Source organism: Brevibacillus sp. HB1.4B (assembly GCF_013284285.1).
In the GTDB taxonomy this organism is placed as follows: domain Bacteria; phylum Bacillota; class Bacilli; order Brevibacillales; family Brevibacillaceae; genus Brevibacillus; species Brevibacillus porteri.
Genome location: NZ_JABSUT010000005.1, coordinates 172,239 through 184,760 on the forward strand (window position 1 = coordinate 172,239; position 12,522 = coordinate 184,760).

The 12,522-nt window shown below is 50.3% G+C and carries 12 protein-coding genes and 2 riboswitches; of the genes, 8 read left to right on the forward strand and 4 right to left on the reverse strand.

The annotated features are described in order from the left end of the window. Window positions 1-51: 51 nt before the first annotated feature. Genes HP398_RS14150 through HP398_RS14165 form a run of 4 tightly spaced genes read right to left on the reverse strand, consistent with a single transcriptional unit; the run spans window position 52 to window position 3,117 of the window. Window positions 52-564 carry a 1,2-dihydroxy-3-keto-5-methylthiopentene dioxygenase gene (locus HP398_RS14150; RefSeq protein WP_173622901.1) on the reverse strand — a complete coding sequence of 171 codons (513 nt, stop codon included), beginning with the start codon at window positions 562-564 and terminating at the stop codon, window positions 52-54. Between the two features lie 13 nt (window positions 565-577). Further along, a complete protein-coding gene (locus HP398_RS14155; protein ID WP_017251463.1) occupies window positions 578-1,234 on the reverse strand; it encodes a methylthioribulose 1-phosphate dehydratase in 657 nt (218 codons plus the stop codon). Between the two features lie 3 nt (window positions 1,235-1,237). Further along, window positions 1,238-1,906 (reverse strand): 2-hydroxy-3-keto-5-methylthiopentenyl-1-phosphate phosphatase, encoded by a 669-nt coding sequence (locus HP398_RS14160; protein ID WP_173622902.1) that lies wholly within the window; start codon window positions 1,904-1,906, stop codon window positions 1,238-1,240. Continuing rightward, entirely contained in the window at window positions 1,903-3,117 is a 1,215-nt protein-coding gene (locus tag HP398_RS14165; protein WP_017251461.1) for a 2,3-diketo-5-methylthiopentyl-1-phosphate enolase, read from the reverse strand. The genes HP398_RS14160 and HP398_RS14165 overlap by 4 nt, the downstream gene beginning before the upstream one ends. Before the next feature lie 86 nt (window positions 3,118-3,203). Continuing rightward, window positions 3,204-3,380: riboswitch (SAM riboswitch) on the reverse strand. A 196-nt stretch (window positions 3,381-3,576) separates the two neighbouring features. On the opposite strand from HP398_RS14165, the gene HP398_RS14170 reads away from it, so the two are divergent. The 8 genes from HP398_RS14170 (at window position 3,577) to HP398_RS14205 (ending at window position 12,378) form a co-directional block, all read left to right on the forward strand. Then, window positions 3,577-3,762, forward strand: a complete 186-nt coding sequence (locus HP398_RS14170) for a sigma factor (RefSeq protein WP_254476143.1) — start codon at window positions 3,577-3,579, stop codon at window positions 3,760-3,762. Then, a complete protein-coding gene (locus HP398_RS14175) occupies window positions 3,714-3,863 on the forward strand; it encodes an anti sigma factor C-terminal domain-containing protein (RefSeq protein ID WP_371736745.1) in 150 nt (49 codons plus the stop codon). Before HP398_RS14170 ends, HP398_RS14175 begins: the two co-directional genes overlap by 49 nt. A gap of 96 nt (window positions 3,864-3,959) precedes the next feature. Then, window positions 3,960-4,105, forward strand: a riboswitch (SAM riboswitch). 135 nt (window positions 4,106-4,240) lie between these two features. Next, window positions 4,241-5,470: an S-methyl-5-thioribose kinase gene (gene mtnK / locus HP398_RS14180; RefSeq protein ID WP_173622903.1), complete on the forward strand. Its 1,230-nt coding sequence runs from the start codon at window positions 4,241-4,243 to the stop codon at window positions 5,468-5,470. Then, window positions 5,467-6,507: an S-methyl-5-thioribose-1-phosphate isomerase gene (gene mtnA, locus HP398_RS14185; protein ID WP_173622904.1), complete on the forward strand. Its 1,041-nt coding sequence runs from the start codon at window positions 5,467-5,469 to the stop codon at window positions 6,505-6,507. The genes mtnK and mtnA overlap by 4 nt, the downstream gene beginning before the upstream one ends. A gap of 100 nt (window positions 6,508-6,607) precedes the next feature. After that, a complete protein-coding gene (locus tag HP398_RS14190; protein WP_173622905.1) occupies window positions 6,608-7,180 on the forward strand; it encodes a GNAT family N-acetyltransferase in 573 nt (190 codons plus the stop codon). Window positions 7,181-7,318: 138 nt separating this feature from the next. Beyond that, complete coding sequence (locus tag HP398_RS14195) at window positions 7,319-9,061, forward strand: ABC transporter ATP-binding protein (RefSeq protein WP_173622906.1); 1,743 nt, start codon at window positions 7,319-7,321, stop codon at window positions 9,059-9,061. A 19-nt stretch (window positions 9,062-9,080) separates the two neighbouring features. Then, the gene (locus HP398_RS14200; RefSeq protein ID WP_173622907.1) at window positions 9,081-11,165 is read left to right on the forward strand and encodes an ABC transporter ATP-binding protein; all 2,085 of its coding nucleotides are present in this window, start codon (window positions 9,081-9,083) and stop codon (window positions 11,163-11,165) included. Window positions 11,166-11,193: 28 nt separating this feature from the next. Continuing rightward, window positions 11,194-12,378 (forward strand): MFS transporter, encoded by a 1,185-nt coding sequence (locus HP398_RS14205; protein ID WP_017251453.1) that lies wholly within the window; start codon window positions 11,194-11,196, stop codon window positions 12,376-12,378. The last annotated feature ends 144 nt before the right edge of the window (window positions 12,379-12,522 follow it).

Here is a 12,522-nt window from a genome sequence, read left to right on the forward strand (position 1 = left end):
GGGTGAAAGACAAAACCCCCTGGCAATCAGTAAATGCCAAGGGGTTCGTTATTAATAGATTGCTTCCCAGCCTGCAGGAGTGACGAATAGGCGAATCGCTTTGATTTTGCGGTCGTCCATCAGGGTGAAGTAGTGGCGGTAGTTCGGCGGTACGGAGATCAGATCGCCTGGCTCCAGCTCGACGTCGAAGTAGCGATCATCTTTGCCTTTGATGGCGAAAATACCGTGACCATCGACGCAGAAGCGGCACTCATCGTCTGTGTGGTGATGCTCGCCCTTGAATTTCACCAACAGCTCGTCGAGGTTAGGCGTTTTGTCAGAGAGGACGATGATGTCCGCTGTCAAGTAACCGCGACGTTGGCTGATCGCATCGATTTCTGACTTGAAGGTGTCGAGAATCTCTTGTTTTTCCTCGTCTGTCGGGCTGTAGTTATCACGGTGCTTTGGATCAAGGCGATCCACGCCCCATTTTTCGTAAATGATCTCTTGGGTGTCCAGGAAGGAGACAACTTCCTCGGGTGCTGAGATGTACTCATTGTTGTCGTGAAAACGAATTTGTGCCATCGTTTATTCCTCCTTAATTGGTGGTTGTAGTGGACACGACTGCTTGGCGTAATTGCAGCCAGCGGGCGTGATACTCGAATAGGAATTCAAAAGCTTCCAGGTGGCGCTTGGCCTCGAAGTCATTGCCGCCCCACGTGTAGATACCGTGGTTACGGATGAGTACGCCGGGAACTTCTGGTGTGATCACTTTTTCAATTTCGGTAGCCAAGGTCGGAATATCGGCAAAGTTCTCAACAATCGGAACAGTAATGCGCGCGTTTTCTTCCCAGATTCCGAGTCCCTTGATCAGCTCTTGTCCTTGAATGGAGAAGGCTCGTTGTCCAAAGTACAGCTCGGAAATGAGGTTGTTCCACACGGTATGGACGTGGAAGCAAGCACCCGCCTTCGGGAACGATTTGTAGACGATGGCGTGGATGAGCGTTTCCGCGGAAGGCTTGAGCGTAGTTTCATCCACCGGACGCGAGTCTTGATCTACGACTAGATAATCTTCGGGGGACAGCTTGGTTTTGTCTTTGCCGCTTGCGGTTACGGCAAATTGCAAGGGATCGTTTTGTATTTTAATAGAGAGATTGCCGCTGGTGCCGGGAAACCAATCCCGGCGGGCAAATGTCAGCTTGGCGTCATCCAGACGGCGAAAGGCATCCAGACGTTGTTCGAGTGTTGCAGTCATGAATTAGACGACCTCCTGTTGGATTTGCTGTAAAATGCGAATCACATCGTGGAAAGTGGCAAACTTGCTATGCGGCAATTGCAGCTCTTCCGCCTTGTCAGCGAGGAAGTGACGGGCAATCACATAGTCAGCGATTTTGGCTCCAGCCAAATCAGTGATAGAGTCGCCGATGACGATGCGGAAATGGGTTGCTGGTTCGTACCGGCGGATGATTGTCGTCTTGCACATGCCGCAGCCGTTCGTGCAATGCTCATCGCACGCGTTGGGCCACGTAATGGTGATGCGCTCTCCGCTGAAATCACTGCCATTGCAGTAGATCGGTACATCGGTAAGATCGAAGGGTGCCAGGATAGGCTCCAGGAAAAAGTCGATGCCGCCACTCGTGATCAACAGGTCAATGCCTTCTTCGCGGCAATAGCTCACGAATTCAGCAAATCCCGGGCGAATCGTCGCTTCTTGGACAATGAAATCGATAATGTCCTGGCGCAAGGAGGAGGGCAAGAGTTGAAACAGCTTGCCTACCCCTTCTTGAACGCTTATTTTTTGCGAAAGGATTTGCTCCGTCAAGGCTTCCCACTCAGGGGGAGCAAACTTGCGGACAATCGCTACAATGTTGTCTTTTTCGGTAATCGTTCCGTCGAAATCGCAGAACAGGACGAGCTTCTTGCTCATCGTGCACCACCCCACTTTTCCAGGGCGATCGCCAGTTCTTGCGATTCTGCGGCAGCCTCTTCCAGTGTTCGGCCTGCGGTGACAGCCTCAATCGCGGCGACGAATGCTTTCGCTCCTGCGGTTGCTCCACCGGGATGACCGTGGATTCCACCACCTGCATTGACAATTTGATCCAGACCGAAGTCTTGATAAAGCTGTGGAACCAGCCCAGGATGAATGCCGGCAGATGGAACCGGGAAGGATCGGCGCACACCATTCAGTGGGTCGGTCAAATGCTTGGCGAGCTGTAACGCTTCTGTCTTGTCCAAGGCGACGTTGCCATATGGAGATGGGAAGAGTACCAAATCTGCACCAGCTACGCGCATCAAGGTTCCGAGCAGAAGCGGGGTGGCGATACCGTAGTCAGGTGATGGATAGTAAGCGCCTGCCAATGCTGGATGCGCCATGATCGGTACGCGTACATCGGGATCGGCTGCCAAACGGTGCAGGGCATCGAATCCAAAGGCCAGCACATTGAACAAGAGGCAGTCAGCACCTGCATCTACCGCACGTTTCGCTTTTTCGTTCAGCTCATGCACTGGTCCAGTCAGGTTGGCTGCATAAAGGACGGGCTTGCCTGTTTCGGCTTCTGTCTCCTGGGCGATTTGCTTGAACGCTTTGATCCGTTCGATAAAAGGAGCGCGGTCATCTGCAAAGAAGATTTCGTCATCTTTCACGAGATCGACTCCGCCCAAGGCTTGTGCCCGGAATTGCGTCTTCAGGTCATCGAAAGGAAGGCCCAGGCACGATTTGAAAATGCTCATCAAGAGCGGACGGTTATGTGCCCCTAAACGTTCGCGCAGACCATCAATGCCGAACTTCGGTCCAGGAAAAGCCTGAAGGAATGAGTCAGGGAAAACGATGTCGACGAGCTTAATTTTGCCATCCATCGACAGTTTGCCGAATATTCCGGTCAACAAGGATGGAATGTCTGCTGTAAAATTGCGGGTCGGATAGCTGACGGTAATCAAACCGCGTGTTTCTCCGTTTTCCAGTGTCGCAAGCGGTGTTGCACTCACGGCTTCACCAAGATACGGCGCTAGCTCAGCTTGCTTGGCAAGCGGCAGGTCCGTCCAGGAACCGACTGTCATGCCGACAGCAATGGCTTGCGCTTTCTTGTTCAAGTCTTTTGCTTGTGTGAGATAGGTGACGAGGATACGTTGTTCACTCATGGTACGTCTCATCCTCCTTGAATGATTAAAAAAAGCCTCCCCATTGAGCGGGGAGGCGGTTGTCGACTATGAAAGCGTCTCGTCTCCTCTCATCTCTCGGGTCAGTAGCCGAAACAAGCCAAAGAGGCTCTATCTCGACTCTTATCCGTTGGAATTAGCACCGTTTCGCTATCCAAGGTACGCATCATCCGCGTACGATTCATGGTATAGCGCCGGTTGCCGGGCATCATAGGGCCAGTCCCTCAGCCAGCTCGCGATAAGAGTTATTCGTTTCCCCCATGATATGACGTTCATTGTCAGGAGTCAATCCTTGTTTTTGCAGAGAATGTGCAGCAGGTTAGAAGAAAAATGAGACGAAGGTGAAACTATTTGGCACTTCCTTCGTGGTAAGGGATGAAGGGGTGTGAACGGCTTGGGAAAGTAGGTCTGGAGGATGTGTACCGGCTGCATGTAAACGATATGTACCGCTATCTTTTCCGGCTGACACGAGATGAGAGGCTGGCAGAGGAGCGGACACAGGAAACCTTTTGTCGCGCCTACTCTTCCTTGGACGACTACCGTGGGGAAAAAGTACGGCCTTGGCTGTTCAAAACGGAGTGCGAATCTACGGAGCCGTCCTCACCGGACCTACCAAAGAACTGCTGAAGCTCAAGGCCGAAAAGTCGATAACAGCAGCGTTTCTAGGCAAGAAAGACTGGTGGAATTTGGAGCCACCTGCGGCATTGGGAACACAATACAGCTACTGATAGCAAGGTGCGAATTTTTGCACAAAAGGGTGTTGACATCGTGGAAGCGTTGGTTGTATGATTCAAACTAAATCAAAAACCGAATACGTTTTGGATACCTTATCCAGAGAAGGTGGAGGGACTGGCCCGATGATACCCGGCAACCGACATGACGCCATTCAGACGCGAGGAAGCGACTGATTGACAGGCGACATGCACGGTGCTAATTCCTGCAGAAACAAAAGTAGTCTGGAAGATAAGGGGGACATCAACACGGTTCTTACACGTGACGACAGCGACCTCTTTTCTTCGGGAAAAGAGGTCTTTTTATTGCTCCAGGTACTCAAACAAAACAAGTAGAGATAGAGGAAAAATACGTAGAGGGGAGTTTTGGAATCATGGCATATCGCGCATTGACTGAACAGGAAGCAGTGGAGTACGTAAAAGGAATACCGGGTCTTTTTAGCGAAGGAGCAGAGCTGACCAGCCGTGAAATCGGGGATGGCAATCTCAATCTGGTTTTTGACATTCAGGAGCTGGCAACCGGTAAGAGCGTCATTGTCAAACAAGCACTGCCTTTTGCCCGCGTCGTGGGAGAATCTTGGCCACTTACGATTGATCGGGCTCGTATCGAGAGCGAGGCACTCCGCATTCAGCACAAATACGTTCCAGACTTGGTGCCGCAGGTGTATCATTTTGATGGGGAACTTGCGTTGACTGTTATGGAAAACGTCGGGGACCACATGATCATGCGCAAAGGTCTGATCGAAGGAAAGCGGTACCCACTATTCGCGAAGCAAATTGGTCGTTTTCTCGCGCAAACCTTGTTCTTCACCTCCGATCTGGGCGCGCATCCGTACGATAAAAAAGCGCTAGTCGGAACATTCATAAATCCAGAATTATGCAAAATTACGGAAGATCTCGTCTTTACCGATCCGTATGAAAATGCGCCTACCAACGACTTCAACCCGTTGATTCGCCGGGAAGTCGAGGCGATCTGGAACAACAGGCCGCTGAAGCTGGAAATCGCCAAGCTGAAATACGATTTCCTTACGCGATCGGAAGCGCTGCTGCATGGTGACCTGCATACGGGAAGTATTTTCATCACGGAAAACAGCTTGAAAGCAATCGATCCAGAGTTCGCTTACTACGGTCCAATCGGTTTTGACATCGGGGCGGTCATTGCCAATCTATTGCTCAACTACGCAGGACAGCACGGTTTGCAAAAAGATCAAGGAGAACGGGAAGCGTACCGCGAATACTTACTGGAAACGGTCGAGGATGTCTGGAATGAATTCGTTTCGCAATTCGTTCAGCTCTGGCACAAGCAAGCCAAAGAGCGCAGCGCCCATGTCGAGGGACTGTGGCAAAGCTACGTGAAGCGCTTGATTCAGGATACAGCAGGCTATGCCGGATGCAAAATCTTGCGCCGTGTCATCGGCTTGGCAGGCGTAGCGGACCTGAATGCCATTGAAGACGACCAGACTCGCGCAGAAGCAGAGCGTCTGGCTCTCTCGATTGGAGAAGCGCTGATTCTCGGTCGCGGCGGCATCGACGAATCGACAGATATCACGGACATCGTACGCACTGTCACCGAACGTTACTATCAGGAGGCTACAACAGTATGACAACCAGCACTCAATTGGCACCTGTTAAGTGGGAGAATGACGCATTGGTCTTGCTTGACCAGACGCGTCTGCCAGTAGAAACGATCTATTTGAACTTGACTACCTCCGAGCAAGTATGGGGTTCCATTCGTCGCTTGGAAGTACGAGGCGCACCGGCGATTGGCATGGCGGCGGCTTACGGGCTCTACCTTGGTATTCGTGGCAGTGAAGCGAGTAACTACGACGAGTTTTGGCAGGAACTGAACCAGCAGGCAGACTACCTGGGCTCTTCCCGTCCGACAGCCGTGAATCTGTTCTGGGCGTTGGATCGCATCAAAGCTCGTGTTGAAAAAGAAAGCGGAGCGTCGATTGCCGAGTTGAAGGCGGCTGTGCTCGATGAAGCACTGACGATTCAAAAGGAAGACGCTGAAGTATGCCGGACCATTGGAGAGCATCTGCTCACTCTGTTGCATGACGGTATGGGAATTCTCACGCACTGTAATCCAGGCGCATTGGCTACAGCAGCGTACGGTACGGCTACCGCTCCATTTTATTTGGCAAAGGAACGCGGCTGGAACCTGAAGGTGTACGCGGACGAAACCCGTCCTGTCCTGCAAGGCGCTCGTCTTACTGCATTCGAATTGCAGCAAGCAGGGATTGATGTGACGCTGATCTGCGACAACATGGCGGCGATGGTTATGTCCCAAGGCAAAGTAGAGGCTGTCATCGTGGGTACAGACCGCGTAGCAGCGAATGGCGATGTCGCCAACAAAATCGGCACGTATGGGGTAGCGGTATTGGCAAAAGCTCACGGCATTCCTTTTTACGTGGCAGCTCCCTTGTCCTCCGTCGATCTAGACACACCGACAGGCGCAGATATTCCGATTGAAGAGCGTCCAGCCGAGGAAATTACCCATGGCTTGGGCAAACAGGTAGCTCCAGACGAAATCAAGGTGTACAATCCTGCGTTCGATGTAACGCCTGCGAAGTACATTACAGCGATCGTCACGGAGACAGGCATTTTCAAGCCGGAAGAGATCGGCAATAGCAAACCATAAAAGAATGATGGATAAGCGTTCGCCCTGTTGTTGCTGGCGGGCGCTTTTTTGCTCATTTTGGTGTTTTCCAGTAAAATATCCAAGAAAAGGGGAGATTCGTATGCAAACGATTCAACGGATAGCAATCAATGAAGATACATACTTGAAACAATTAGAATTAGCAGATGCTGAGGAGTTATTTTTGCTTACGGATTCGAACCGGGAGAATCTTATGGAATGGCTGCCGTGGCTGAATTATACGAAGAAGGTAGAGGATTCTCGCCAATTCATCAAAGCGACGATCCATCAGTACAACGATAATCGCGGCATCAACTACGGCATTTGGTACCAAGGACGTCTGGCTGGTACAGTCGGCGTACATACGGTGGATTGGATCAACAAAAAGACGTCTATTGGCTACTGGCTGGGTTCACAATTTCAAGGCAAAGGCCTGATGACAGAAGCAGTGGCGACCTACTTGGACGTATTGATCTTCGGGTCATGGGATTTGGAAAAAGTAACGATTCAGGCTGCTACGGAAAACGATAAGAGCAGATCAATTCCAGAACGATTAGGGTTTCAACTGGAAGGGATACTCCGCCGGAATGAATTCCTTTACGATCATTACGTGGATCATGCCACTTACAGCCTGCTAAAAGAGGAATGGCTGGACTGGAAAACCGATAAAAAATAGTGGATTGAACTGTATGCTTCGATTGACAATGAAAATTCTGTCAATTACGATGGTGAAGACAGATCAAGAGGGCTGCGTGTGATTCGCAAGCCCTTTTTTAGTCGTGCTGTTAGGTTTGAATAAATAGAGGTGATTTACATGCAGACACTTCGGCAATTATCTTGGTTTTTCCGTGCCTATTGGAAACGGTACGTCATTGGAATCTCTGTGTTGTTTATTATTGATGTCCTCATGCTTTGGCCACCGAAATTAATCGGGGACACGGTGGATTCGATTCGCAACAGTTCCCTGACAAACGCTGACTTGACGCAAACAGTGGTCATCTTGCTCGTTTTGGGTGTTAGCTTGTATGGATTGCGGTTTCTCTGGCGGTTCTTGTTAAATGGGGGAGCCCTGATACTGGAGAGGACGTTGCGCGAGCGACTGTTTGCCCATTTGACGAGAATGACCCCGTCGTTTTTTCATCGCAAACGCAGTGGGGATCTGATGGCCGTCGCTACCAACGACATTCCTGCCATTGAACAAACAGCTAGTACAGGAGTGCTTACGCTTGTCGATGCGTTGTTCATGACCTTGTTAACGCTGGGCGTCATGGTGACCGCGATTGATTGGAAGCTGACGCTTGCTGCACTGATCCCGATGCCGTTTTTGGCTTGGTCAACAGCGTACTATGGAAGGTTGCTGCATGAGCGCTTTTACTTAGCGCAGGAAGCCTTCGGAGAGATGAATGATCATGTCCAACAATCCGTATCGGGCGTTCGGGTGTTGAGAGCATTTGTTCAAGAAAAGGCCGATATCGAGGCATATCGCCGGGTCAGTGAAAAAACGTTGGAGCGAAATGTGAGCGTTTCGCGGATCGACGCCCTGTTCGAGCCGACAATCGCGATTATTATTGGCTTCAGCTTTTTGATCGGGCTGGGCTATGGGACGTATTTGGTGTTCACCAGCGTCATCTCCTTAGGGGATTTGGTTGCGTTCAATTTATACTTGGGACTTTTAATTTGGCCGATGTTCGCCTTTGGTTGGCTAGTCAATGTGTTGCAGCGCGGTGGTGCTTCCCACAAGCGTTTTACAGAGCTAATGGTGGAGCAGCCAGATGTGACGGAGGCAGCGAATCCGGTCACGAGCCAAATCGCCAATACCGTAGAAGCACGCCATTTTTCCTTTACGTATCCGGGGACTGACAAGCAGGCACTCACCGACATCTCGTTTCGTTTGGGTGAAGGAGAAACGCTTGGGATTGTCGGACGGACAGGAAGCGGCAAGTCGACGCTATGCCGTGCTTTATTGCATCAATATCAGATGAAGGAACAAGCTCTGTTTATCGGGGGCATCCCGATTGAGGGACTTGCTTTCGATACGCTGCGAGAAAAAATCGGCTATGTGCCTCAGGAGCATTTGCTGTTCTCACGGACGATTGCAGAAAATGTTACATTTGGGAAACCACAAGTGACGACCGATGACGTGATGCATGCGTTGGAGCTTGCGGAGATGAAGAGAGATCTGGCGCAATTCAGAGATGGATTGCAAACCATGGTTGGAGAGAAGGGGGTCACCCTCTCCGGTGGGCAAAAACAGCGCATTTCCATTGCGCGCGCTCTTTTGATGGATGCGGGTATCTTGATTCTCGACGATTCTTTATCGGCTGTGGATGCGCGGACTGAGGAGAGTATCCTGCGTCATCTGAGACAGGAACGCGCAGATAAAACGACGATTATTACCGCTCATCGTCTGTCTGCCGTACAGCATGCACAACTGATTCTCGTGCTGGATGAGGGGCGGATCGTTGAGCGGGGGACACATGACGAGCTGATGCAGCGCAACGGCTGGTATGCAGAACAGTACCGTCGTCAGCAAATGGAACAGGATGTGACTGGTTGAGAGAGGGGGAAAGCGTTTCATGAGCAAAGAAAATGTATGGGGGCGTTTGACCGAGTACGCCAGGCCATTTCAAAAGCAAATACTGGGCGCGCTGTTCCTGCTCTTGCTGGGAACGAGTGCAGAGTTGGCGGGTCCTTTTTTAGCCAAGGTCATAATCGATAATCACATCCTAGCGATCCAAAAGCCTTGGTATCAACTGGACGAAGTGCCACCACAAGCAGCGGGGCAGGTCGCCTCACTGAACGGTACGAACTATATTCGTGAAGATGTCGCAGCAAAGACGGGTATTGCTTTGGATAGTATCCGTCAAAAAGAAGGAACCGTGCTGACAGAAGGCACGACCTATTACTTGGTTTCCGGCAAGGTGAATCCAAACACGGAGAAGCAATTCACCCCAATTACGCCCGAAAACGGCAGGGAACGCTTCGAGGTAACAACGAAGGATCAATCAGGTCAAAAGATGACCTCCACAGGCATTCGGCTGACCGCAGAGGAAGTCAAGGCGATGTATCAAGGGGATGTCCTGCCCATTGTCTGGCTTTCCGCAGGCTATGGAGCACTGATCTTGCTCTCAGCTGGTTTCAACTACGTCCAGATTTTGTGGCTGCAAAAGATCGCGCAGCGCATCATTCAGCAAATGCGGATGAAGCTGTTTATCCATTTGCAAAAGCTCCCGGTTGCCTTTTTTGACAAAACGCCAGTCGGTGCGCTTGTCTCCCGTGTGAGCAATGATACAGAAGCCATTCGTGAGCTGTATGTGAGTGTACTCGCGACGTTTGTGCAGAATGGTCTTTATTTGATCGGAATCTTGATCGCGCTCTACATCTTGCAGCCTGAGCTCGCTCTCTTCTGCTTTTTGACGGTGCCAGTGCTCGTACTGTTGGTCTACGTGTATCAAAAGTACAGCTCTCGCTACTATGCGGTGATTCGCGCGAAGCTTGGTGATATGAATACAACGATCAATGAAATGATCCAGAACATGACGATCGTGCAGGCTTTTCGTCGGGAGAAAGGTGTACAAAAGGAGTTTGCTGATGTAAATGAAGACTACTTCAAGGTGCGGATGAAAGAAATCAATCTCGAATCCTTGCTTTTGCGCCCAGCGGTAGATCTGATCTGGAAAATTTCCTTGACCCTGATCGTTTGGTATTACGGCTCGAGTTCCTTCCACAGCGCAATTTCCTTTGGTGCGCTTTTTGCTTTTGTTGATTACATGGGGCGTTTTTTCGAGCCGATCAACATGATCATGAATCGGTTGTCACAAATGCAGCAGGCGACCATTTCGGCGGGGCGCGTCTTCGAAATTATGGATGAGACTACGGAGAAGAGAGAAGCTGGTGCACAAATCGAGCGCCCGCGTGGAGAGGTTGTTTTTGATAACGTATCTTTTGCTTATCAGGGTGACGATTACGTCTTGAAAAACGTCTCCTTTACGGCGCAGCCTGGTCAGACGATTGCACTGGTAGGGCACACCGGATCGGGAAAAAGCTCTTTGATGAATTTGCTGCTTGGGTTCTATCCGGTGACGAAAGGGAGCATTTTGATCGACGGGCAAGATATGAGACAGATTGATACGCACTCGCTGCGCAGTCATGTCGGACTGGTTTTGCAGGACCCGTTCTTGTTTACGGGAAGCATTGGATTCAATATTCGCATGTACAACGATACGATTACGGATGAAGAAGTGAAGCGGGCGGCAAAAGCGGTACGTGCTGACGAATTCATTTCCAAGCTGCCGGGCAGTTATGACGAACCAGTCGTCGAGCGAGGCATGACGTTATCCGCAGGCCAACGCCAACTGATCTCTTTTGCTCGGGCACTGGCTGCTAATCCCGCGATGCTGATCTTGGATGAAGCAACGGCAAGCATTGACAGTGAAACAGAGCTAGCCATTCAGGAAGCGTTGCATGTACTATCAAAAGGTAGGACGACATTCATTATTGCTCATCGATTGTCGACGATTCAGCACGCCGACCAGATTCTTGTTTTGTCCCGTGGAGAAATCATGGAGCGAGGTACACATGATGAACTCATGGTGAAAAATGGTCTTTATCAAAAAATGTATCAGCTTCAACAGGGGAGTGCTTCCGTAGAGAGTGCTTAGTAGGGAGCTAGGAAGGAGAAACAACACCATGTCACAGTCACGTTACACCTTTTGGGTGTTGATTTTGGTTGTCGGCATTGCGGGGTTAAGCCAAGGCTTGACGATCCCGATGCTGACGGTTTTATTGGAAAAACAAGGTGTTTCATCCGTGATGAATGGACTCAACGCCGCCGCCTTGTATATTGGAATGGTCATGGTCAATCCATTTTTGGAAATCCCACTGCGGCGCATTGGATACCGATCCACAATATTATGGGGGTTGCTGTTGGTGACGATCGCAACAGCGCTCATCCCGATGTTCAGCCATTTGGCGATCTGGTTCGTATTACGTTTACTGATGGGAGTGGGCGATAGTGGTTTACATTACGCCAGCCAAATGTGGGTGACCAAGATCGCAGCTCCCGAGAATCGAGGACGCGATCTTTCCATTTACGGGCTGGCATATGGCGTGGGCTTTAGCATTGGTCCATTAGGCTTAAGCGTGCTCCATTTGGGGATTTGGGTACCTTTTGGAGGCTTGCTCGTTCTGTATCTGATTGCCTTCTTATTATTATCCCGGATCAAAAATGAGTTCCCTGCACAGATCGAACAAACGGAAAAGAAGCAAAACAAATACGCATTTGTTTTGCGACTTGCTTGGCTGGCGCTGATTCCTTCGTTTTTGTTCGGATTCATGGAGACGTCACTCAACGGCAGTTTTCCCGTTTATGCTTTGCGTACTGGCTTGTCTGTTGAATGGGTTTCCTTGATCCTTCCGTCGTTTGTCGTGGGAAGTATTATTTTGCAGATGCCGCTGGGAGCATTGAGTGACCGTATAGGTCGCAAGCAGGTCATGCTCGCGTGTGCGCTTGTAGGGGGATTGGCCTTCTTCCTGTTCCCGTTTGCAGGTGAAAACGTATGGCTGATGATGCTGTTGTTGGCTATAGCTGGAGCGGCTGTCGGTTCCTTTTACTCGTTAGGCTTGGCTTTTTCGGCAGATATTTTACCAGCATCGATGGTTCCTACCGCAGGAATTATCGCGGGCGTCAATTTTGGTGTCGCCAGTATTTTGGCTCCGAATGTGAATGGCCTGCTGATGGACGTGTGGGAGCCGTGGACGATCTTTTGGCTGATGGGATCGCTACTCATTGTTTTCGCGGCAGCTTGCCTGTTTTTCAAACAAAAGGCAACCCAAGAACAGACGTATTCGATGCCCTTGCAAAAACAGGGGTAAAAACAAGGGTAAAAACAAGGATGGATAAGCTTCGCCAAGCTTTTGGCGAGGCTTTTATTTTTTTGCCCAAAAAAGCATAAACGGGCATCAAGGTGGGAAGCGTATGAATAGTAAGTAGAACAGCATGATTGGAAGGGGTTACCC